The following is a 23054-nucleotide window of genomic DNA, read 5'->3' on the forward strand; positions in this document are numbered from 1 at the left end:
AAAGGCAATGAAGAGCTTCGGGGCGATCATCATCGGCGACGAGATCCTGTCGGGAAAGCGCGTCGACCGGCACTTTGCGCGGATGGCCGAGCTGCTGGCGGCCCGCGGGCTGCGTCTGTCGTGGGTCGAGTACCTCGGTGACGAGCGCGCGCGCATCGCCGCCAGCCTGCGCCGCAGCCTGGCTGCCGGCGACATCGTCTTCAGCTTCGGTGGCATCGGCAACACGCCCGACGACCACACGCGGCAGGCGGCAGCGGCGGCCCTCGACGTCGAACTGGTGCTGCATCCCGATGCCGAGCGCGAGATCCGCGCCCGCTTCGGCGCCGACATCACCGATGTCCGCCTGCTGCTCGGCACCTTCCCGCGCGGCGTCGACATCGTTCCCAACCCGTTCAACCGCATCCCCGGCTTTCGCGTGCGCGACCATTACTTCCTGCCGGGTTTTCCGCAGATGGCGCACCCGATGGCGGAATGGGCGCTCGATACCTTCTACGCCGATCTCTTCCGGCACCAGGAGACGGTGGACAAGGCTTTCCTGCTCACCGGCAGCAACGCCTACGAGAGCGCGCTGCTCGACCTGATGGAGCGGATCGTCGCCGACTTCCCGCGCCTGCGGCTGTTCAGCCTGCCGTCGATGGCCGAGGATGGACAACGCCGCTATCTCGAACTCGGCGTCGAGGGCGAGCCGGAACTGGTCGAACAGGCGATGACGGCGATTCGGCAGGAAATCGAGCGGCGCGGCATCAACTGGCAGTGGCGACCCTGACCGGGCCGCACTGAAAGAAAAACCCCGGCCGTGGCCGGGGTCTGCTGGCGGGGAGTGCGGGCTCCCCGGCGACAGCCTACTTCTTCGGCACGAGGGCAGCCGCGGCCTGGGCGGTGGCGCTGTTCGCCGCCTTGACGTTGGTGTCGACGATGTCGGTCATCTGCTTCGCCATCTGCGAGATGTTCTCGAAGGCGGTGGTGGTGACGTTGACCATCTGCTTCATCGCTGAGCCGAAGACATCGCCGGCAACCGGTGAGCTCAGCCCGGTCTTTTCGATCAGGCCGGTCGCGTTGTGGCGGACGTTGTTGTACTGCTCTTCCATGACCGAGGTGATCTCGCGCTGCATGTTGGCCGACAGGTCATAGAGGTTGCGCGCATACTCCATCAGCTTGTCGACGTTCGGGCGGGCGATCGAACCGGCGATCTCGCCGAGCTGCTGCGGATCCTTGACGCCGAGGAGCTGCTGCGCGCCGTTGGCGCTGCTGTTGAAGAGCTCGCGGCTGGCGGCGAGGTTGAGGGCGGAAAGCTGCTCGAGGCCCTGAAAAGCGGTGCGGACCAGCGTCATCATGACCTGTGCGTTGGCTTTCTGGCTCTCGGCGAGTTTTTCCAGATCGATAGTGCTCATTGATACCTCCGTGGTGGTAAGGCTGCAGTGGGCGTGCGGCAGGAGAGGCACGCCGGAAAGTTCGTGGTGGCGGATCAGGCCGGGCATGAGCGCCAGTTGCGGGAGGCCAGCGAAGAGACCCCCGGACGATCCCGAGGGTCCTTCGCTCACCGTTCAGTCACAACGTGCGGGCCCGTGAGCCGTGTTCGCCGAGTCCTACTTCTTCGTCGCCGCGGCGGTGGCGCCAACCGCCTTGACGGTCGCGTTGGTCGCGGCAGCGACATTGGCTTCGGCGATGTCGGCGACCTGCTTGGCAGCCTTGTTCATGCTGTCGAAGGCCGAGGTGGCGGCGGCGACGGCCGACTTGACGGCATTGACCGCGACTTCGGAGCCGGGAGGCGAGTTCTTGGTGGCCTTCTCGAGCAGCGCGAGCATCTGCTTCTGGAAGTCGTTGAACTGTGCTTCGAGCAGCTTGCTGATCTCTTCCTTCGACTGCGCCGAGATTTCATAGACGCTGCGCGTGTAGGCGACGGCCTTTTCCAGGCCGGGCTGGGCCAGCGATGCCTGCAGGGCGAAGAACTCCTGGGCGTCCTTGGCACCGAGCATGGCCTTGGCATTGGCAACGCCATCCTCGAGCATCGAGCGGGCGGTGTTCAGGTTGAGCGCGGCGATCCGCTCGGCACTGGCCAGCGCGGTGTTGGCAAGGGTCAGCATCGCATCAACGGAAGCCTTGTTGGCGGCGGCGAATTGTTCGGGGGTATTGAACATGGCGATCTCCTCAAGAAAGTGTGGGTACAACACAACATGTGCAATGATCCAGGCACCTACCGCTTGGCTTCACAGCCTCCCGGTGTTTTGCTGCACTGCACCATGGGTCGCATTATAGAGCTCGTTCGCCGCTTGTCAACAGTTTTTTGTTGCAACGCACCAATTTCTATTACCCGGATTTCATTGTGATTATTCATCCAGAAGCGCAATCGGTCCGGGACAGGAAAAATGCTGCCCCGCGGCACGACGGGACAAGCCGGAAGCTGTGGAGAGGGAACGGGCAGCCTGCCGGCGCGACTCGCGACCGCAGGCGCGGCGCGGCGCGGCGAAGGTCTTTGCAGCAGTTCAGTCGGTGCGCGGCGCGACCCTGGCCGACGGTTTGAGATTCAGGGGCTCCTTCTTCGTCTCGGCAGCGCCGTCGCCCTTGGCCTTCGGCTGGATGATCGCCCGCACGCGCGCCTGTCCCTCGCCAGTGGCGTTCTTCGTCGTGCCACCAGCGGTGGTCACGAGGAATTTCTCGTTGATCGCGTCATAGGAAATGTAACGCCCCCGCACCTCGTCCTGGCCGCTGCGCACCCAGGCGCGATTGAAGAACTGCGTCGTGTCGCTGCGCGCGTCGTATTCGATCCGCTCGGCCTCGCCTTCGACATACTCGTCCACGCCGTCCCGCTTCTGCCTGAAGCGCGCGAGGCCATTCGCACCGCCGGTGGCAACGGCCTTCTGGAAACCATCGGCATCCTGCGTGACGACCAGGCGTGCGGTCCGCAACTCGGTCGTTCCCTGGATCAGTACCGCATTGCCCTCCAGGGTCTGCACCTTGTTCAGATCGTCGAGGCTGAGGCGGTCCGCTTCAAGATGGATCGGCTTCTCGCGGTCGGCCCGTTCGGCTTGCACCGGCAGGCAAAGGGCAAGCAGTACGCCGCTCAGGCAGCTGCTGCAAATCATCCTGTTCATGTCTTCGGTTTCTTCTTCCTGGCGAATGGACTCTCGATCTCGCCGCGCACGTCGGATTCGAGAACGTAGGTCTGCAGGGCGTGGTCCACCCGCATGCCGACCCCCTGCACCCAGGACGGCCCCTGGGTGATCAGCACCTTGCTGCTGGTGAAGGCGCGCTTCTCATCGGTCAGCACGGTGAGTTCGGGCATCTCGGCGAGCAGTGCAGCCTGCCGGCCGCTGGCGGCGCGGCGGATCTCGACCCGTCCGCCGAGATCGACCTTCTTCGCCTGTGCCGTGGCCCGCCCTTCGTCGGCGCGGATGGTGACGGTCGGCTTCGCGGGCGAAACGAAGGCCAGTCTTGGCTGTGTGAATTCGCTCGTCTCGTCGTCCGGGTAGTGCCGTACTTCCACCGCCTCGATCGTGTAGAGCAGCACGCCGGCAGCGTCGAGCCGCTGCCCGCGGACGTCGTTGAGAATGGCATCCGGGTCGTGACGGTTGCGGCCGTCGCGTGTCGCGTCAGGCAACTCGGTCGCGTAGCGCAACCAGGCGCTCAGCGCCACCAGCACCAGCATGATGCTCAGCGGCAGGACCGCGCTGCTCCACTTCTTGATCACCGGTCCGCCGCCAGGTACGGGGCAAGGAGTTCCTGCAAACGGCCCTGCGCCGCGAGGATGAACTCGCAGGCCTCGCGCACCGCGCCGCGGCCGCCACGCCGCCCGGTGATCAGCCAGGCATGCTCGCGCACCAGCGGATGCGCATCCTGCGGTGTCGCCGAAAAGCCGCAGGCGCGCATGAGCGGCAGGTCGGGCAGATCGTCGCCCATGTAGCCCGCCTCGTCGCGCTCGAGCCCCAACTCGGCGAGCAGTCGCTGCATCTGCGCGAGCTTGTCGTCGACCCCCTGGTGGAGATGCACGATACCCAGGTTCTGCGCCCGCAACTCGACACAGCGGGCACGCCTGCCGGTGATGATCGCCACGGTGATGCCGGCCTCGGCGAGCAGCTTCAGACCGAAACCGTCAAGGGTGTTGAAAGCCTTGATCTCGACTCCGTCATCGGCAAAATACAGCGAGCCATCGCTGAGCACGCCATCGACGTCGAAAGCCATCAGTCGCAGGCGGCGTGCACGCGCCGTCGCCTCGTTGTGCGTTTCATCCATCAGATCACCTTGGCCCGAAAGAGATCGTGCATGTTGAGCGCCCCGATCAGCATGCCGCTCGCGTCGACGACCGGCAACTGGTTGATCTTGTGCTCTTCCATCATCGCCACGGCTTCGACGGCGAGGCGATCGGCGGCGATCGAGCGCGGATTGCGCCCCATGATGTCGGCCGCCGACAGCGTCCGCAGGTCGAGGCTGCGCGCGAAGGCCCGCCGCAGATCGCCATCGGTGACGATACCGATCACTCGCCGCAATGGATCGACGACGGCGGTCATGCCGATGCCACCACGGGTGATCTCGAGAATCGCGTCGTGCAGGCTGGTTTCCGGCGACACCTCGGGCAGATCCGGGCCGCTGTGCATGACATCGCGCACGTGCGTCAGCAAGCGCCGGCCGAGCGATCCGCCGGGATGCGAGCGGGCAAAGTCTTCGGCGCCAAAGCCACGCGAGTCGAGCAGCGCCACCGCCAGCGCATCACCGAGCGCCAGCGCGGCCGTCGTGCTGGCGGTCGGCGCCAGGTTGAGCGGGCAAGCCTCCTGCGCCACCGCGGCATCGAGGTGTACGTCCGCCTCGACGGCCAGCGACGACTGTGGACTGCCGGTCATGCTGATCAGCCTCGCGCCCTGCCGCTTGATGATCGGCACGATGGTCAGCAGTTCGGCGCTTTCCCCCGAATTGGAGATGGCGATCAGCACGTCGTCGCGGGTGATCATCCCGAGATCGCCATGACTGGCCTCGGCGGGATGGACGAAATAGGCCGGGGTGCCGGTGCTGGCGAAGGTCGAGGCGATCTTGCGCCCGACATGCCCGGACTTGCCCATGCCACTGACGATGACCCGGCCCGGACAGTTGAGGATCAGCCACAGCGCCTGCAGGAACTCGTCGCCGATGCGCGCGGCCAGCCCCAGTACTGCGTCGGCTTCGATTCGCATCACCTGCCGGGCCAAGTCGAGCGCGTTCGCGGATGGCCGTGTTTGGCTCATGGGGTGGCTGCGGTTATCATGCCGCGAGTATAACAGAAGGGCATCGGCCGCTCACTGCGCTGCGGCCGCCGACCACCGTCCCCCAGCTCGCGCCCAGAACCGTCCCGGAAAATGGAAACGCTGCCCACGATTCTCATGCTGCTCGCCGCCTCGGTGGTCTCGGTGATCGCCTTTCGGGCGATCGAGCTGCCGCCAGTCCTGGGTTACCTGCTGGTCGGCGCGCTCATCGGCCCGCACGCTCTCGACCTCGTCGGCAGCTTCGCCGGCGCGCAGCACCTGGCCGAGTTCGGCGTCGTCTTCCTGATGTTCTCGATCGGCCTCGAGTTCTCGCTGCCGAAGCTGCACGCGATGAAGCGCATCGTCTTCGGCCTCGGCCTGCTGCAGATCCTGCTGACGCTGGCGGCGGTCATCGCCATCGTCGTCGCCCTCGGACTGAGCTGGCAGGCCGGCGTCGCCCTCGGCGGTGCACTCGCCATGTCGTCCACCGCCGTGCTGACGAAGTTGCTCGGCGAGCGCCTCGAACTCGACTCACCACACGGCCGCGAGGTCATGGGCGTGCTGCTGTTCCAGGACCTGGCGGTGGTGCCGCTGCTGATCCTGATCCCGTCGTTCTCCGAATCGGCCGAGCGGCTGGCGACGTTGATCGGCCTCGCCGCCCTCAAGGCAGCCGTCGTCCTGTCGCTCGTGCTGTTCCTCGGGCAGCGCCTGATGAACCGCTGGTTCTTCATCGTCGCCCGCAGCAAATCGGCCGAGCTGTTCATGCTCAACGTCCTGCTGGTGACGCTCGGCCTTGCCTGGCTGACCGAACTGGCAGGACTGTCGCTCGCCCTCGGCGCCTTCGTCGCCGGCATGCTGATCTCGGAGACGCAATACCGGCACCATGTCGAGGAAGACATCAAGCCGTTCCGCGATGTCCTGATGGGACTGTTCTTCATCACCATCGGCATGCTGCTCGACGCACCGCTGGTGCTGGCCAACGCACCACTGGTACTGGGCGTGCTGGCGCTGCTCCTGGTGCTCAAGTTCACCCTGATCTGCGGGCTGTCGCGGCTGTTCGGAGCGACTCCCGGCAACGCCATGCGCACCGGCCTCTGGCTCTGCGCCGGTGGCGAGTTCGGCTTCGTCCTGCTGGCGCAGATCGGGCCGCTGCATCTGGTGCCGCCGCTGGCGCTGCAGTCGGTGCTGGCGGCGCTGGTCCTCTCGCTGCTGCTGGCACCGGTGCTGGTCGAGTACAGCAATCGCATCGTTCTGCGCTTCGCCGCCAGCGAGTGGCTGCTGCGCTCGATGCAGCTCACCAGCCTGGCGGCGCAGACGATGAACACCGAGCGGCATGCGGTGATCTGCGGCTACGGCCGCAGCGGCCAGCATCTGGCGCGCTTCATGGAGCAGGAGTCGGTCAGCTACGTCGCGCTCGAGCTCGACCCCGAACTGATCCGCGAAGCGGCGGCTGCCGGCGAGAACGTCATCTACGGCGACGCGACGCGGCGTGAAACCCTGCTCGCCGCTGGCGTCACCCGCGCCAGCGTATTGATCATCGCCTTTGCCGACACGCGTGCCGCGACACGCGTCCTCGAGCAGGTGCGCAGCCTGGCGCCGCAACTGCCGGCGGTCGCGCGAACGCTCGACGAACGGGACATCGTCGCCCTGCGGCAGGCCGGCGCGGCCGAGGTCGTGCCGGAAACCCTGGAAGCCAGCATGGTGCTGGCGGCGCACGCGCTGCGCCACGTTGGAGTGCCGATGAGCGAGGTTTTCGAGCGCTTCCGGCAGACGCGTGCGGCCGGCTACCGGACGCTGCGCGGCTTCTTCCGCGGCGAGGACGAACTCGCGGCCGAAGGCGGCGGCAGCGACGAGCCACGCCTGCACTCGATCCTGCTCGCCGACGGCGCGCATGCCATCGGGCGCACGCTCGGCGAACTGGCTCTGCAGGCGCTTGGTGTCGAGGTGACGGCGGTACGTCGGCGCAACATCCGCGCCCTCGAACCGGCAGCCGAGACGCGCTTTCGCAGCGGCGATGTCGTCGTCCTGCTGGGTTCACCCGGCTCGCTGGCCGCGGCCGAGCAGCGGCTGCTGCTGGGCTGAAGCCGCGTCGCCGCCTGCCCCTCCGGGCGGCAGCGCGGCCGCCGCACGCTCAGGACGGCGCGATCACCAACACCGCTCGCTCAGTAGGCGGCGCAGACGATGTACTGGTTGCCGTCGTTGATGGCGTTGGTGGCGATCGCGGCAGCACCGCGGGCTGAACCCGTCGGCACCGCCTGCACCGAACCGCCGGCGGTATTGCCGTCATCCATCGTCGTGTCGATCTGCCTGACGTAGCGCCCGAGGATACCGTCCGAGCAGACGAAGAACGAGCCGCGCATGCCGACGATGAAAGGTGCCAGACCGCCCGCCATCTCGATGCCGATCAAGCCGCCATCGGCGTTGCGCGGCCGATAGGCGGTGTTGGCAAGCAGCGTCGGGCCGGTCGTCAGGTTGGCCTGCCGCACATGCTGCCAGAAAAGCGAGCTTTCATCGGTCAGCACACCCGAGCCATCGGCGTTGCCCGCCTGCCACGAGCCGTCGATGCGGCCGTTGTTCTGCGCACACTGGTTGGCGGCGGCCGGCGTGCAGGCAGCAGCGATCAGGTTGCCGAAGGCGTCGTTCAGCTGGTTCTGGTTCTGGTCGCCAGGGAAGGCCTTGAAGCGGTCCTGGTAGGCATAGACCAGGCTCGAGACGCTGCGGAAATCGCCGATCATGTTCTTCACCTTGGCGCTGTTGATCAGTTCCTGACCCTTCAGCACCCCGCCCAGCAGGAGCCCGATGATGACGAGTACAATGGCAATCTCGACCAGGGTGAAACCCGACTGCTGCTGCTTCATTTGGTTCATTTTTTCCTCCTGTCCATGTCCGGTGCCAGAGGTTACAAGCATTTTCCGTGCCAGCCATTTGAAGCCGATCTGGCGCCCGGGAAGCTGCAATCTGTCGGATTTTCGACACTCCTGTCGAGAGTCGGGCGGACAGGTGCTGCGCTCAGCCGGCAAGACCGGGTCGCCAGCCGCCACGACCAGCCGTGGCGGGTCAACGCGCCGCTGTGGAGCGACGTGTGAGGCCGCTGCAGCGCATCGGCACGGCGCTGCGCCAACGCCAGCGCTGGCTGCTGATCTCACTGCTCGTCTTCCTGCACCTGGCTCTGGTCGCAGGCGCCGGGTCGATGACCGGTCTGCTCTGCTGGCTGGTCAATGTCGGCCTGTTCATCCTCTGGCAGCCGTTCATCTACGCCGAACGCAAGGTCGATCTCAGCGGCCTGGCGGTGATCACGCTGCTGCTCGCCTGTGGTGCCATCTGGTACGGCTGGTGGCTATTGATCGTCTGGGTCGTGATCCTCGCCGCCCTGGTCGGCGGACGCGTGATGTTCATCGATCACCGGCCGACGCGGATCTTCTATCTCGTCGCCTTTGCCTACCTGTTGGCGGCGCTGCTGTTCTGGCTCGTGCCGCAGGTCGTCCCGCGGGCGCTGCTCAACGGCCCGGCACTCGACCGCGAATTCGCCTGGGGCATGCCGCTGTTCCTGCTGGCAATGACGCTGCTGCCGCTCTCACCGGAAAGCGACCGTCCCGGGGGCGCGATGGTCGATCTCTTCTACAGCCTGTTCATCTTCCTGCTGATCGCCGTCCTCGTCCTCGGCAGCCTGGCCTTCATGCTCCTGCGCCAGGCCGGCTACTTCGAGGCGGTGATCAACACGCTGGTGTCGATCTCCGCCCTGCTGCTGCTGATCGGCTGGACGTGGAACACCCGGCCCGGCTACACCGGCATCGACGTCTTCTTCTCGCGCTACCTGCTCAGCATCGGCCTGCCCTTCGAGCGCTGGCTGCATCGCCTGACGACACTGGCCAGTGACGAGAACGAGCCGGAGGAATTCCTCTCGCAGGCACTCGCCGAGATGCTCGATCTGCCCTGGGTGGACGGCGGTCGCTGGTCGGCCGGAGGACGACAGGGCTCCTTCGGCAACGAATCGCGTCATCGCCAGGATTTTCCCGGGCAACCGCTGCGGCTCACGCTGTACACCCGTCACAAGCTCAGCCCGGCGCTCGTCTGGCACTTCCACCTGCTGGCGCAATTGGCCAACGAACACTACGTCGCCAAGCTGCGGGCACGCGAACTGCAGCAGGTGGGCTATCTGCGGGCGATCCACGAAACCGGCGCCCGCCTGACACACGACGTCAAGAACCTGCTGCAGTCGATCGACGGTCTCTGCTATCTGGCGCAGACCGCGCAGGGGCAAGACGGCGCGCGACTCGAGCAGCTGCTGCAGCGCCAGTTGCCACAGATCAGCCAGCGGCTGCGGCAGACCCTGGCCAAGCTGCAAAAACCGCAGAGCGAGATCGGCGGCATGCTGCCCGCCGAAATGTGGTGGCGCATCCAGCAGCAACGCCATGCCGGCTCGCCGATCCGCTTCGTCGCCGATGAGATCGACCCACAGGCGATGCTGCCGACAACCCTCTTCGACAGCGTGGCTGACAACCTGCTGCAGAACGCCCTGCTCAAGAAACAGGTGGAGAGCGCGTTGCAAATCTGCGTCACCCTCGCCGCAGATGCTTCCGTGCTGCGCGTCTGCGACGACGGCAGCGCGGTCAGCGACACGATTGTCGGCGATCTCCTGCAGGCACCGGTCGCCTCCGAGAGCGGGCTCGGCATCGGCCTCTACCACGCCTCGCGCCAAGCCGTCAGCAACGGCTACCGCCTGCTTCTGACGAGCAACCTGCCGGGCCAGGTCTGCTTCGAGTTGCGCCGTTGCGAGCCCGGCAACGAAGCGGCTGCCGCTGCCGGCTAGGCGCTGGCCGGCAGCGGCACGCGGCGACCGATCAGGCGGTAGACGATCATGCTGCCCTTCCCCTTCACCTGGATCATCTGCGGCTCGTGAAAGTCGAAACGGTCGCACAGCCGCCGGTAGGTCCGCTGATCGACCTGGACGATGCCGGGGACCCCTTCGGTGGTGACGCGGCTGGCGATATTCACCGTATCGCCCCAGAGATCGTAGATGAACTTCTTCTTGCCGACGACGCCTGCGACCACCGGCCCGGTGCCGATGCCGATGCGCAGTTCGAGGCGCATTTCGTTGACACTGAAGTCCTGGTGCAACAGGGCACACATCTCCAGCGCCATGTCGGCAAGTGACGCAGCCGGGTTGCGGCAGGCATCGTTCAGACCGGCGGCAACCATGTAGGCATCGCCGATCGTCTTGATCTTCTCGAGCGCGTGCTTCTCCGCCAGCTCGTCAAAGGAGGAGAAGATCTTGTTGAGCATGCTGAACACCTGTTGCGGGGTCAGCCCTTCGGCGATGCGGGTGAAGTTCACGATGTCGGCAAACATGACCGAGACTTCGGCAAAACCGTCGGCGATCGTCTGGTCGCTCTCTTTCAGGCGCTTGGCGATCGGGCCCGGCAGGATGTTGAGCAACAGTCGCTCCGAGCGATCCTGTTCGATCTGCAGCAACCGGTGCGCCTCCTCCAGGCGCTGCTGCGCCTTGTGCTTTTCCCGGTCGGCGTAGCGCAGCAAGAGGTAAACGATCGTCGACACGGCAATGAAGTTGAGCGCGAAGAAGAATGCCATCGTCCGCAACGGCACCTTCGGCGGCTGCGCCAGCAACGAGTCGGCGAGGTAGAAGTCGAAGCCGCCCGAGAGGACGGTGAGAAAGACATAGGCGAAGAACCATGCTCCCGACTCACGTGGGCCGATGAACAGCACGGCGCCGATGGGCGCCAGCAAGGCCCAGAGGCTGATGCCGCTGGCGTCGATGAAGCTGCCGATGCTCCATTGCGCGACGAAGGGCATGAAGAGGAAGAGCGCGAGCTGAACCTGGCGAAAAAAGTTGAAGTTCAGCGTCCACAGGTAGAGCAGCAGGTTGCCGACCAGCAGGAGCTGCAGCGCGAAGGGCAGATTGGACGAGAAGCGCGGCCCCAGTTGCCAGTAGATCAACAGCCAGGCTACCGAGGCAAAGCAGATCAGGCCGGTGGCAAAAAAGAGCAGCGATTTCTGCAGGCGAAGCCCTTCCGGGTCTCCCGGACGCACGCCCGCGCTGCGCAAACGACCCATGAAGGTCCGGTAGGCAGTCATCGCCGTCTCGACCCGACCCGCAACGCCGGCGCATACTCACCAATGCAAGCGACGCAACCGCCTGTCGAATGACGACTGAACCGAGCGGCAGAGGAAACGGCGGCACGTTCCGCCACCGCCCCGAAACTACCCACTACGCACCAAGGCAAGCATGCCCAAGGCGCCACCGCCTGCGGCCAAAGCCAGCCGCCGAGCGGCGCGACGACGGCTCACGGCAGCTTGCCAACGGCGATCATGCGGCTGACGAGAATGGCGCGCGGGACCCAGCCGACCTCGTCGTCGAAACCGCTGTTCGGGTTCCGCGCCTGGCTGACGAAAACCGTGTTCGCCATCGCCGTACCGGCATTCGTCAACTGGTTGTCGATCTCGTCCGCGACCTCACCGATCGGCAGTTGCGCGCCCTCGCGGTTGTACCCGCCGCGGCCATTGCCGCCGTGCGAAACGAATACGACCGGCAGCCCGCCAGCCACCATCGTTCCGCCCGCCGCCGCGGAGCGAACGTCGAGTGTCCCCGGGGTACTCAGATCGAAAGCCGCATTTCGTGGCGGCGACACGCGCTGGGCAAAGGCAGGCGTCACGCGGTAGGAGTAACGTTGCCCCCAGGCGTCTGTCTCGCGGACGCCGAGGGTCACCCAGGGCACGACGCCAGAGCCGTTCGGACAGTTACCGCCCGCATCGTGCGCCGCTTCCAGGCCGGCGCCGGCAACCCCGCTGGCGATCGTGGCATCGGCCGGACAGGGGAAACGCCCGTTGATCACTGCAAATCCGAGCAGCGCTTCCTTGATGTCTGCCAGATCCTTCCGTGTCTCGGCGGTCATGCGGACATCCATCTGCGTCGCCAGCGGTGAGAGTAGACCACCGAGTACGAGCGCAACGACGACCAGGACGACCGCCAGTTCGGTCAAGGTGAAGCCTGGGCTCCGCCTGGCACACGATGGCAATCTGTTCATGCGGGCACCTCACTGGATCTGAAAGCGTTTCGGCAAGCGGTCATCCGACGCCGCTGCCGAAGCAGGAAGATCGGCAAAGCACTGCGTCGTGGCGACGCTGCATGCAAGCGTATCATTCTAGTCTGTGCCTTGCCAGATTTCAAAGGCTCGATTGGCTGCAGCATGGGTATGCGGTCACTGACATCGGAGGCGGAGCATGGACCCGAAATCGTTCGTCTATTCCGCGGTACTGCTGCTGGTGGTGGCTTCGATCGCCGTCGCCGTCTTCCGCCATTTCGGTCTGGGGTCGATTCTCGGGCTGCTGGTCACCGGGGTCATCGTCGGACCACACACGCCGGGTCCGTTCGTCACCAGCGAGGTGGAGGATGTCCGCCACTTCACCGAGCTCGGGGTGGTCCTGCTGCTCTTCCTGATCGGCTTGGAGATGAAACCGCGGCGGCTGTGGGACCTGCGGCGGACGCTGTTCGGCCTCGGCTCGCTGCAGATCGTCGTCTCGGCACTGGTGATCGCCGCGTACTTCAAGCAGTTCATGCCGAGCTGGTCGGTGGCGCTGCTGCTCGGCGCCAGCTTCGCCCTCTCGTCGACCGCGTTCGTCATCCAGATGCTGCGCGATCAGGGCGAACTCGCCAGCCGCCACGGACAGACCGCTTTCGCCATCCTGCTGATGCAGGACCTGGCGGTGGTCCCGCTGCTGGCGCTGGTACCGGTGCTCGCCGACAGCGGTCCGCTGCCCGGAGAGATGGCGCTGTGGAAGCAGATCACGGTGGCCGTGACGATGGTCGTCCTGGTGATCCTTGCCGGGCGCTACCTGGTGCCGCGCTTGCTCGATCGGCTGGCGCGGCAGAACAATCGCGAGGCGTTCTTCCTCGCCGCCATGGCGGCAGTCTTCGCGGCGGCGATGGCGATGGACACCGCGGGCATGTCGATGGCGCTCGGCGCCTTCCTGATGGGCATGATGCTGTCCACATCGCGCTACAGCCTGCAGATTGAGGCGACGCTGGAACCACACAAGGGGCTGCTGATGAGCCTCTTCTTCGTCGCCGTCGGCATGTCGGTCGACCTCGCGGCGCTCGCACGGCACCCGCTCACCTTCGCCCTGCACGTGCTGGCGATCATCAGCCTGAAGGTGGCGGTGCTCTACGGCCTGTGCCGGGTCTTCGGCAGCGGCCGCGGTACGGCCGTGCGCGTCGCCTTCATGCTCGCCCAGGGCGGCGAGTTCGGCTTCGTCGTCTTCGGCGCCGCCAAGGCTCTGGGCGTGATCGACGACCTGGTCTTCGTCATGGCGGTGGCGGTCATCTCGCTGACGATGCTGCTGACGCCGGTGCTGGTCAGGATTGGCAACCGGCTGGCGCAGCGGATGGACGACCGTTCGGTCATGGTCGACCCTCAGTTCGAGCACACGGCCAGCGCGGACGAGCCGCCGCCGCGAGTGGTGATCGCCGGCTACGGCCGCGTCGGCCATACGGTGGGGACGATCATGTCGTCACTGGGCATACCGTTCGTCGCCTTCGACGCAGACGCCCAGCTCGTCGCCAAGTGGCGCGGCGAGGGTCATCCGGTGTTCTACGGAGACGTCGGCAACCCGGAACTGCTGGCCAATGCCTCGTTGCAACAGGTCGAACTCTTCGTCCTGACGATCGACGATCAGCGCACCGCGCTGCGCGCCGCGACGCTGATGCGCGCGCACGCGCCGACGACGAAAATCGTCGCCCGTGCGCGCGACCTGAGCACCTGCGACGCGCTGCTGCAGGCCGGCGTGACCCAGGCGTTTCCGGAGACGCTCGAGGCCAGCCTGCGCCTGGCAGCCGAGAGCCTGGAAGCGATCGGCATCTCCTCCGATGAGACCGGCATGCTGCTGCGCGGCGTGCGCAGCAGCGACTACGCACTGGTGCGCGCAGGGCCGGAAGCCGTCCCGCAGCCACGGCCGCAGGCCGAGGACTGAGCACCCGGAACCTCGACGCACCACTCGCCGCCAAGCGGCGAAAGCGCGCTAGTATTCGCCTGTTGCCGCGTTCCCCGGACCAGCCGAGCATGCTGCCAGCCATCCCGATCCGCTACATCGAGCCCGTCTTCCGACCGCCGAGCGAGGCCGACTCGCTGATCGTGCCGGTGACCGACGGCTGTTCATGGAACCATTGCACCTTCTGCGAGATGTACACGGCGCCGCAGAAGAAGTTTCGCGCCCGCAGCGAGGAGGAGGTCCTGGAGAGCATCCGGCTGACCGGCGAGCGCTTCGGCGATAGCGTGCGGCGGGTCTTCCTCGCCGACGGCGATGCGCTGGTGCTGCCGACCCACCGCCTGCTGCGCGTCCTCGGGGCCATCCGCCGCCATCTGCCGGCGGTCCGCCGCGTCTCCAGCTACTGCCTGCCACGCAACCTGCGGCGCAAGTCGACCGACGAGCTGCGCGAACTCGCCGCCGCCGGGCTGTCGATCGCCTACGTCGGCGCCGAATCGGGCGACGACGAGGTGCTCGAGCGCGTGCACAAGGGCGAAACCTTCGCCTCGACCGTGGACGCACTCGACCGGCTCGGGCAGGCGGGGATCACGCGCTCGGTGATGATCCTCAACGGCCTCGCCGGGCCGCAGCTCTCGCTGCGCCACGCCGAGAACTCGGCGCGGCTGGCGAACGCAACGCAACCGGAGTACCTGGCGACGCTGGTGGTCAGCTTTCCACTCGGCGAGGAACGCTTCCGCAGCGCCTTCCCGGAGTGGCGGCCGCTCGGCCAGCGCGAGCTGTTCGTCGAGATGGAGCATTTTCTCGAACGACTCGAGCTCCGGCGAACGGTGTTCCGCAGCGACCACGCATCGAACTGGCTGGCACTCAAGGGCACGCTCGACGCCGACAAGTCGCGCCTGCTGCTGCAGTTGCGACAGGCCATCGCCGATCCGGCAGCGGCGCCGCTGCGGCCAGCATGGGCGCGCGGACTGTAGATGGAAACCGCGGCCGCCGCCTGCGCCGAACTGATCCGTCAGGCCGACGGACTGCTGGTCACCGCTGGCGCCGGCATCGGCGTCGATTCGGGTCTGCCCGACTTCCGCGGGCCGCAGGGATTCTGGGGCGTCTACCCGGCGCTCGGCCGTGCCCGCATCGGCTTCGAGCAGATTGCCAATCCGGCCGCCTTCGCCGCCCGGCCGGCTCTCGCCTGGGGGTTCTACGGCCATCGCCTGAACCTCTACCGGCGCACCGTGCCACACGCCGGCTTCAGCATTCTGCGTCAGATCGGCGAACGCCTGCCGCAGGGCGCGTTCGTGTTCACCAGCAACGTCGACGGGCAGTTCCAGAAGGCCGGCTTCGCCGCCGAACGGATCGTCGAGTGTCACGGTTCGATCCATCACCTGCAGTGCCTCGACGCGTGTCACGACGGCATCTGGCCGGCCGACGATTACCAGCCACTGGTGGACGAGGAGCAGTGCCAGCTCAGCTCGGAGTTCCCGCGCTGTCCGCGCTGCCAGGCGATCGCGCGACCGAACATCCTCATGTTCGGCGATTGGGGATGGCTGGCCGAACGCACCGACGCGCAGGAAGCCCGCCTGCACGGCTGGCTGCGCGAAGTGCGCCGGCTGGTGGTGGTCGAGATCGGCGCCGGCACGAACATCCCGACGGTGCGCATGCTCGGCGAGCGAAGCCGCGGCCAGCTGATCCGCATCAACCCGAGCGAGCCGCAGCTGCCACCCGGCAAAGGTGTCGCGCTGGCTAGCGGCGGCCTCGCCGGCCTGCGCGCCATCGCCGCCTGCCTGGAATGACGGCAACCGCCGACACCACCGACCCACCCCACCGATCGCCCGCGAGAAGCCAGCATGCCCCGATTCCACAACCTGCCACGGCCGCTTGCCCCCGGTCCAGCCGGCTGCCGCAGCGCGACGCTGCTGGCTGCACTTTGCCTGATTGCCGGCTGCGCCACCCGGCCCGCCGGCGAAGACGCCCCCCTCCACCACTGGACGCAACTCGGGCCGGGCGGCAGCAGCAGCCTGCGCAGCATCGTCGCCGAGGGCAGCGACTGCCCGAGCGCGACCGTCGACGGCGCCCACCTGCCGCTGCAGCCGCGCGCCAGCGCGACGACAGCCAGCGAGACGCGGCGACCGACACCGGACAACCCGGCTTTCCGGCCGGACTTTGCCGTCACCGCCTGCGAAGCGACGCTGCCGGCGACGGCTCGCGAGGTGCGCATCGGCAATGAGGTCGTGCCGATTCCTGTGTCCAACCCGCGGCGCATCGTCGTCGTCGGCGACACCGGCTGCCGCGTCAAGGTCCCAGCCAGCGGACCGGCGGATCCGATCCAGGACTGTGCCAACGCCAGCGACTGGCCGTGGCCGCGGATTGCAGCCGCAGCAGCGGCAACGCAGCCCGACCTGGTCATTCATGTCGGCGACTATCACTATCGCGAGTACTGCGACGATCCGGCGAAGTGCCAGCCGCTGCGCGAGCGAGGCGTCGTCATCGGCTACGGCTGGCCCGGCTGGCGCACCGACTTCTTCGCGCCGGCAACTCCTCTGCTGACGGCAGCGCCGTGGATCTTCGTCCGCGGCAACCACGAGAACTGCGACCGCGGCGGCGAGGGATGGATGCGCTTCCTGTCACCGCTGCCCTACCAGCAATGCGGCAACCAGGCGTACAGGACCGGCGGCCAGTCGACACTCGGCAACAACCTGACTGCCGACGCGTACCGGGTCGACCTGGGCGACCTGCTGACGCTCGTCGTCGCCGACAACGCCGCCTTCGCCGACTACCTGCCGCTGGCCCAGACTGCCGACGATCTCGCCATCTTTCGCCGCTCGCTGCGCACGCTGGCGACGCTGCCCGCTGATCGACCGCTCTGGCTGCTGATCCACAAGCCGTTGTGGTACGGGCTCCTGCCTGCCGACGCGCAACCGAACGCGCTGCAGACCTTCGTCCGCGACGGGCTGCCAGCGAATCTGCAGTTCGTCTTCGCCGGCCACGAGCATGCCTTCGCGACGATCAACTTCACTGCTGCTGCCGGCGCCACCTGGCGACCGGCGCAAGTGATCGTCGGCGGCAGCGGCACGCAGCTCGAAGCGTTCGATCCGCAGTCGCCGCTCTACGAAGCTGGCGTTCCCGGCAGCAAGGAACGGGCACAGCCGGATGCGCGGCTTTACGATGGCGTCGCCGCGAGCAGCGGCATCGTCCTCAACCGCTATAGCTTCCTGTTGCTCGAACGTGAGGATCAGGCCTGGCGCGGCACGCTGCTCGACGCCGACGGCAGGACGCTCAGCCGCTGCCGCCTCGACGGCGCAGAACGGCGGATCGATTGCGGCTTTCCCGCGCGGCGTTGAGCGGCGTCTGGGTCGGCGAACGCTTCTGCATGCGGGCGCCGATGCTCCCGCCTGCTCGCCGGCCGGGTCAGCCCCAGCGCGGGTCGACGGCGAATGGACCCAACGGTCACCAGGACGTTCGACGAGCCGGGCAGCGAGCAGGTACAGCCCGAGGGCGGCGGTCATCGCGATGCGCGGTGCCCGCTCCGCCCTCAATCCATCCCGACGCTGGTCTCGATGCGGAAGAACTGCTCGGCCTTCCGTTTCTGCTCGCCACGGTTGGCATTGCGCTCGTCGGGCGTGGCATCGAAGTCGTCCTTCGCTGCGAGCGCCGCGCGACAGGTCATGTAGGCGCGCGCGCGGTGGCTGGTGAGGTCGTCCAGGTGCTCGTTGAAGAGCGCGGCGAGCGCCGCCTTGCGGCGGAACAGCTTGACGTGGGCTGCGAAACTGTCGGCGTGTTCGGCCATCACGCCACGGGTGCAAGCAGTGAAATCGCGTTCGCCGCACCACGCCGGCAGCTTCACGGTGTGCAGCCGGTGGGCGTCGCGCCCGAGGTCGGCATCCAGCTCGAGGACGATTTCGAGGATCTCGTCGAGGTAGGCCTGCGCGTGCCGGTACAGTGGCTTCTCGCAGCTTTCGCAGAGCGGGCTGATCGCCGCCAGAAGCCATTCCATCAGGCTGCCGCGCGTCGACTTCTGGGCACGGACCAGTTTCTCATCCTCGTCGTCGAGCCGCTTGAGAGGCACTTGCGCCGGCTCGCAAGCCTGTTGCCGCCAGGCGACGAGGAGGTCGGCGTCGCTGGCATTAGGCTTCTCGCCGCGGGGCAGCAGGTCGCCGCGGACGAGCAGCCGGCGCGCCTCCTCGTCGTAGGCGAAGCTGATCCGGCGGTAGGCGATCGGCCAGTCGGAGAGCGAGCTGACGTTGAGTTCGAGCAGGGGCTGCGGAGCGAGCGTACGGTGCACGGCCCAGAATCCCCGGTGGGTATGTGCCGACAGGTAGACCAGAGGCTGCGCGAGGCGCGACATGAGCTGGCGCATCATGGTCCGGGAACCCAGGCCGAGCGAACGCCAGTTGTGATGACCGGCGAAGATGAGGATGTCGCCGGCCGCGACGGACTCGTCGACCCAGGGCTCGACTGCCCGTATCTGGTCAGGATGGATGTGCCCCATGCTGCCCGGGCTGCGCCCCATCAGCGTGTCCCAGATGCCGACGAGGAGCCCGCTCTGGTTGGTATCGAGGGCGATGACGATCGTCCGCCGGGTCGCAGCCGGGGCGCGCGGCAATACGAGTCGCTGGGCGAGGAAGGAATCGGCATGCAGCGGGCCGTCGATCAGTTCGCCGCGGGCTGCGGAGAGGAAGGCATCGGGGTCGGGGTTGCGCCACTCGACGATGTGCGGTCCCTGTACGGGCGGTGCGACCAGGCCAGGCTTCGGTTGCGGCGCCTTGATCTGGTCGGTCAGGTAGGTCGCGATGAATCCGCGCTTGGTCAGGGCTTCGTTCTCGGTCCGGAACTCCTTCCGGTCGGCGTCGGCACCGCGCCGGCAGACCTGGTTCCAGCGGTGCGGCGTGCTCGTTCCCGCCGCGAAGAGGTTGTGCGCGAAGATGCCGAACATCAGCCCGTCATGGTTTCCGGGGAGGATGGCGCCGGGGCTCTGGCTGGCCTGGAAGATGCGGCCGATGCGTACCGCCTCGCTGCGGCACGACAGGTCCATCACGTCGCCGAGGTGGATGAAGGGCTCGTCGGGGTGACTGGCGAGTGCCCACTCGAGCAGGCGGCGCCCGAACAGCGCCTGTTCGGGCGGGCGCTGGGTGACCTCGATGTAGGCGTCCAACGCACTGTCGTTGTCGTGCAGCGGGTAACCGGTGGATTCGTGCTCCTGCGTGTCGCCGACGGCAATGATCGGCGTCGTCAGCGCCCGGTAGCGGGTGGCCGGCAATGGCTCCAGGCCGGGGCCGGGCTGCGGCTCGAAGCCGGCGCATCCCGCAAGCGCCAGTGCGGCCGTGGCGAGCAGGAGGAGCAGGTGACGGGTCGCGGTTCGCGCCATGCCGAAGTCCGTTGATGGTTGCCGGAACGAGAAGGTAGCAGAAATCCCCGGACCGCTGCATGAAGCTGCGTTCCGGCCAAGCCCGGGGATCGTCGGGCATTCGCAGAACGACAGTCCGCTCGCCGGGGCAGGGACGATGCTGGAGCCGAGTCTCCTGCACACAGACTACGGCGAGCGGCAGGCGGTGATCCGCTCCGTCGACCCGCGCAGCGCGCTCGGCCTTGCGCCCGTTCCGCTGGCGATCAACCGGCTGTGGTCGTCCCCGGCGCGACGGTCACGGAGCCGCGATCAGGTGCTCCGCGTCCGGCAGCTCGCCGTCCGCCGCCCAGGCTTCGACCCGGCACAAGCGCACTTCCCAGGCGGAACGCAGCGCTTCCGCCAAGCACTGCCGCGCCGGGCGATCGGCGCGGGCGCGGATCGCGCCGGCAACGATTCCCGCCTTGCCGCTGGTGACTGCCGACAGGCGTTGCAGTGTCACGGCCGAAGGCCCGCCATCGAGCTCGACCAGCAGTTCCTGCAGCAGTTCGAGGGCGACGCTGGCCTTGCCGCTCTGTGCCAGGAAGACCTCGAGCGCACCCTCGATGATGCCGGCGACTGTCCATTGGTGCAGGGGCGAAACGCGCGCAGCTTCGCCCAGCGCTGCGCTCAACCGGCTGGCCTTCAACCAGCCGCCAGCGGCCAGACGGCACAGTACGCGGGCCAGCTCGTCGGGGTGCGCGCGGCCGTCGGCGATGCCTTCGATCAGCAGATCCGTCGCCAGCCGCCGCAGGTCGCCGTCGCGACTGGCCAGGGCGATCGACAACGCCAGAACGCCCAGCTCGGACCACAGCCGGTTGCCGGCAAACAGCGGCGTCAGGAAAGGATGCAGGGGTTCACCGGCGCTTGCCGTGAGGTCGATACGCTCGACCATCAGGCGCACGCCGAATGCCAGCAACGCGTCGCCATTGAGCGGCCAGAGCGTCTGCGCCCAGTCGATCAGCCAGGGCGCCGAGTAGCCGACGGCCAGCGACCGATGCGGCGCCGATTCGTGCGCCAGGCAGGTCGGCACGGCGAGGCTCGGGGTGAACGTGCGCAGCGCCAGCGATGGGGCCGCCAGCCGCAGGCTGCCGGCGAGATGCATCAGCCAGGCGGCGCCGGCGCGAACCCTCGCCGCCGCACCCCAGGCCGGTGTCGGCAAGGGTGGCGCTCGCCAAGGCGCCGGCGAGACCTGCAGGTCGAGGCAGGGATGGATCGTTTCACGACCGTGCCGGTGGAGCGTGCGCGTCGTGGCCCGCCACTGATAGCTGGCCGGCTGCAGGACATCCGGCCAGTCGATGCGCAGGCCGAGCGCGGCCAGCGGGCCGCTGAGATCGGCGTGCGGTGCACGCGCGCGACCGGCGGCGACCCAGAGGGCCGCCTGCCTTCTGCTCTGCGCCTCCGGACCGGCACCGCCGCCAAGCGCCCAGCGAACTGCTGGCGCCCATTCGCCGCGCAGCGCACCGGCCAACGCCAGCGCCTCGCCACGACCGTCGGGCGCCAGCCGCAGCAGGGCCTGCAGGAGGTCGCTGGCGAGCGGCCGCCGAGCGGCCCGCGCGTAGTGGGCGAGGCGCTCGACGAAGACCTGCGGCGCGATCCAGCCCGGCGCATGGGTCGGCGTCGCCAGCGGCTGCAGCGCACCGTGGCGGTCGAGATGGCGGGCAAGCTCGCGCAGGCGCCGGTCCATGAAGCGCATCGGCCCGCGCACCTGCTGCCAGTACGGGTAGTTGGTATGCCGCGGGCCACCTTCGAGCCAGGTCAGGACGAGGTCGCGCAGGCCGTTGGGTGTCCCGGGCAGGACGATGCCGCGCGCGTCGGCGAGCGCACCCGTGTGCATCCGCTTGACCAGCGCCTGCGTGCGCGCGGCGAAATCGCCAGGCCGGTCGTCGAACAGGCGCGCGATGCCGTCGACGATGCGCTCGACCTCCGTGGCGGAATCGACCGCCTCGATGGCGTGCGCGACGCTGTCGATCAGTTCGTCGATGCCGGCGATGGGCGACACCGGTGGCAGGGTCTTCAGGATCGGCAGGTCGGTCAGCGCGATCGCCAGGGGCGGTGGTGGCAGCGAGAAATCGACTTCGCCGGCCAATCCGCCGACGGCGCGCAGGCGAGAGGGCAGAGCCTGCACGCGCGCGCGCCATCGCCGTTCTGCCGTCATCGTTGCGGCAGCCGCCGCGGCATCGGTCAACGGCAACGGCGCCGGCCGGACGCCTGCCGTTTCGCGATCGAGCGCAGCGAGCAGGGCGCGCGCCGACGGAGCGAGTTCCCGCTCGACGGCGCGCACGCGTGCGATCTGGTCGTCGCTCCAGGTGCCGGCATGGGCGCAAAGGAACTGCGCAGCCGCCTGTTGTACGTCGCTCGCCGGATGTCGCAACGCCTCGAGCAGGACGGCGCAAGCGGCCTCGGCAAGCTCGCCCTGCGGCTTTTCCCGTTGCAGTAGCCGACCGACGATTTTCAGCGCCACCAGCGGCTGCGTCCTGGCCGGCAGCGCGAACAGCGGCGGCATCGCGGCCAGCGTCGGTGCGGCGGCCAGTGGCCGCCGCCGCGCGATGAGCGCGAGTTGCCTGAGTGCAAAGCCGACGACCGGGCCGGCGCGGTGGCCGAGCAACTCGCGGTAAGCCCCCTCGCGCGCGTCGAGTTCGTCGGCGCTCGGCGCCAGCCGGCAGTGCAGCCGGTGGTGACCGGCAAGAACGCTGTTGCTGCTGCTCGCCCACAGGCCGGCGAGAGTCGCGTCGAGCAGGCGCTGGCGGTCGACGCTTCCTTCGCCAGCGAGCCTGGCCAGCGCGTCGCTCCAGCTCTCGTAGCCGGCGGGGCAACGCGGATTCCGGCGCGTCCAGGAGTCGTCGTAAACCTGGGTATCGATTTCGAAGAGTCGCCAGATTTCGTCGTCGAGCAGGCCGGGGTCGGCCAGCAATCGGGCGCTGAGCGGAATGTACGCGACGCCCGGCCGTGACCAGCCCGGATTGAGGTCGCTGACCATCAGCTGCAGGTAGCCGCGCAGCGAGTCGCCCTCATCCGGGCGGCGACACAGTCCGTCACGCACGAGGCCCCGCACGAAACTCCAATGAACTCCCGGGAACTCTCCGCGCAAGCGATGGCGCAGCCAGGCTTCGCGCCAGCCGGCGTCGCGCGCCGCAAACACGCGCCGCAGCAGAGCGTCCGCAGCGCGCGAACCGAGCCAGTGCACGCGCTTGGCCCGGTCGATGTTGCACAGCACGAGGACGGCCAGTGAGAGTTTGGCGTGCTGCTCGCGCCAACCGCGTCCGAGGTTGCCGCTGCGCGTCGTGGACGCCCCGGGAAGCAGTACCAGCCATTCGTTCATCACCCGTCCGCCATCGACCTCCTGCCACAGGTCGGCGGCGATCGGCGCCAGCACCCGGCGCTCTTCCGACGGCAAGGCGAGCAGGGCGTCGACGATCTCCGCGGGCGACTGGCGGACCACGAGAGCGGCGAAGTCCCTTTCGTTCATG

General features: G+C 67.7%; 18 protein-coding genes. 7 read left to right on the forward strand and 11 right to left on the reverse strand.

What is annotated here, in order from left to right; all coding sequences use genetic code 11:
* Positions 1–7 precede the first annotated feature (7 nt).
* Positions 8–766 (forward strand): competence/damage-inducible protein A, encoded by a 759-nt coding sequence (locus V5B60_RS01740; protein ID WP_332345309.1) that lies wholly within the window; start codon positions 8–10, stop codon positions 764–766.
* A 76-nt stretch (positions 767–842) separates the two neighbouring features.
* Here V5B60_RS01740 and V5B60_RS01745 read toward each other — a convergent pair whose 3' ends face one another.
* The 6 genes from V5B60_RS01745 to V5B60_RS01770 all read right to left on the reverse strand — a co-directional run bounded on the left by V5B60_RS01745 (position 843) and on the right by V5B60_RS01770 (position 5213).
* Entirely contained in the window at positions 843–1391 is a 549-nt protein-coding gene (locus tag V5B60_RS01745) for a phasin family protein (RefSeq protein WP_332345310.1), read from the reverse strand.
* Positions 1392–1586: 195 nt separating this feature from the next.
* On the reverse strand, positions 1587–2138 hold the full coding sequence (locus V5B60_RS01750) for a phasin family protein (protein WP_332345311.1): 552 nt from the start codon (positions 2136–2138) through the stop codon (positions 1587–1589).
* A gap of 345 nt (positions 2139–2483) precedes the next feature.
* Entirely contained in the window at positions 2484–3092 is a 609-nt protein-coding gene (lptA, locus tag V5B60_RS01755) for a lipopolysaccharide transport periplasmic protein LptA (protein WP_332345312.1), read from the reverse strand.
* Positions 3089–3688: an LPS export ABC transporter periplasmic protein LptC gene (gene lptC, locus V5B60_RS01760; protein ID WP_332345313.1), complete on the reverse strand. Its 600-nt coding sequence runs from the start codon at positions 3686–3688 to the stop codon at positions 3089–3091. The genes lptA and lptC overlap by 4 nt, the downstream gene beginning before the upstream one ends.
* The gene (locus V5B60_RS01765; protein WP_332345314.1) at positions 3685–4230 is read right to left on the reverse strand and encodes a KdsC family phosphatase; all 546 of its coding nucleotides are present in this window, start codon (positions 4228–4230) and stop codon (positions 3685–3687) included. The genes lptC and V5B60_RS01765 overlap by 4 nt, the downstream gene beginning before the upstream one ends.
* Complete coding sequence (locus V5B60_RS01770) at positions 4230–5213, reverse strand: KpsF/GutQ family sugar-phosphate isomerase (RefSeq protein ID WP_332345315.1); 984 nt, start codon at positions 5211–5213, stop codon at positions 4230–4232. The genes V5B60_RS01765 and V5B60_RS01770 overlap by 1 nt, the downstream gene beginning before the upstream one ends.
* 111 nt (positions 5214–5324) lie before the next feature.
* Here V5B60_RS01770 and V5B60_RS01775 point away from each other — a divergent pair, with 111 nt between their 5' ends.
* Positions 5325–7292 carry a monovalent cation:proton antiporter-2 (CPA2) family protein gene (locus V5B60_RS01775; RefSeq protein WP_332345316.1) on the forward strand — a complete coding sequence of 656 codons (1968 nt, stop codon included), beginning with the start codon at positions 5325–5327 and terminating at the stop codon, positions 7290–7292.
* A gap of 80 nt (positions 7293–7372) precedes the next feature.
* On the opposite strand, the gene V5B60_RS01780 is transcribed toward V5B60_RS01775, so the two are convergent.
* Entirely contained in the window at positions 7373–8077 is a 705-nt protein-coding gene (locus V5B60_RS01780) for a prepilin-type N-terminal cleavage/methylation domain-containing protein (RefSeq protein WP_332345317.1), read from the reverse strand.
* 215 nt (positions 8078–8292) lie between these two features.
* On the opposite strand from V5B60_RS01780, the gene V5B60_RS01785 reads away from it, so the two are divergent.
* Positions 8293–10020: a sensor histidine kinase gene (locus tag V5B60_RS01785; protein ID WP_332345318.1), complete on the forward strand. Its 1728-nt coding sequence runs from the start codon at positions 8293–8295 to the stop codon at positions 10018–10020.
* Here the strand turns inward: V5B60_RS01785 and V5B60_RS01790 are convergent.
* On the reverse strand, positions 10017–11303 hold the full coding sequence (locus tag V5B60_RS01790) for an adenylate/guanylate cyclase domain-containing protein (protein WP_332345319.1): 1287 nt from the start codon (positions 11301–11303) through the stop codon (positions 10017–10019). The genes V5B60_RS01785 and V5B60_RS01790 overlap by 4 nt on opposite strands.
* Before the next feature lie 209 nt (positions 11304–11512).
* Complete coding sequence (locus V5B60_RS01795) at positions 11513–12253, reverse strand: prepilin-type N-terminal cleavage/methylation domain-containing protein (protein WP_332345320.1); 741 nt, start codon at positions 12251–12253, stop codon at positions 11513–11515.
* Between the two features lie 196 nt (positions 12254–12449).
* On the opposite strand from V5B60_RS01795, the gene V5B60_RS01800 reads away from it, so the two are divergent.
* The 4 genes from V5B60_RS01800 to V5B60_RS01815 all read left to right on the forward strand — a co-directional run bounded on the left by V5B60_RS01800 (position 12450) and on the right by V5B60_RS01815 (position 17545).
* Positions 12450–14195: a cation:proton antiporter domain-containing protein gene (locus V5B60_RS01800; RefSeq protein ID WP_332345321.1), complete on the forward strand. Its 1746-nt coding sequence runs from the start codon at positions 12450–12452 to the stop codon at positions 14193–14195.
* 89 nt (positions 14196–14284) lie between these two features.
* A complete protein-coding gene (locus tag V5B60_RS01805) occupies positions 14285–15184 on the forward strand; it encodes a radical SAM protein (protein ID WP_332345322.1) in 900 nt (299 codons plus the stop codon).
* A complete protein-coding gene (locus V5B60_RS01810) occupies positions 15185–15997 on the forward strand; it encodes an SIR2 family NAD-dependent protein deacylase (RefSeq protein WP_332345323.1) in 813 nt (270 codons plus the stop codon). It begins immediately after the preceding gene.
* Between the two features lie 54 nt (positions 15998–16051).
* Positions 16052–17545 carry a metallophosphoesterase gene (locus V5B60_RS01815; protein WP_332345324.1) on the forward strand — a complete coding sequence of 498 codons (1494 nt, stop codon included), beginning with the start codon at positions 16052–16054 and terminating at the stop codon, positions 17543–17545.
* Between the two features lie 191 nt (positions 17546–17736).
* Here the strand turns inward: V5B60_RS01815 and V5B60_RS01820 are convergent, their stop codons facing one another.
* On the reverse strand, positions 17737–19569 hold the full coding sequence (locus V5B60_RS01820) for a hypothetical protein (RefSeq protein WP_332345325.1): 1833 nt from the start codon (positions 19567–19569) through the stop codon (positions 17737–17739).
* Positions 19570–19843: 274 nt separating this feature from the next.
* Entirely contained in the window at positions 19844–23053 is a 3210-nt protein-coding gene (locus V5B60_RS01825; protein ID WP_332345326.1) for a DUF6493 family protein, read from the reverse strand.
* Between the last annotated feature and the right edge of the window lies 1 nt (position 23054).

This window comes from Accumulibacter sp. (assembly GCF_036625195.1).
In the GTDB taxonomy this organism is placed as follows: domain Bacteria; phylum Pseudomonadota; class Gammaproteobacteria; order Burkholderiales; family Rhodocyclaceae; genus Accumulibacter.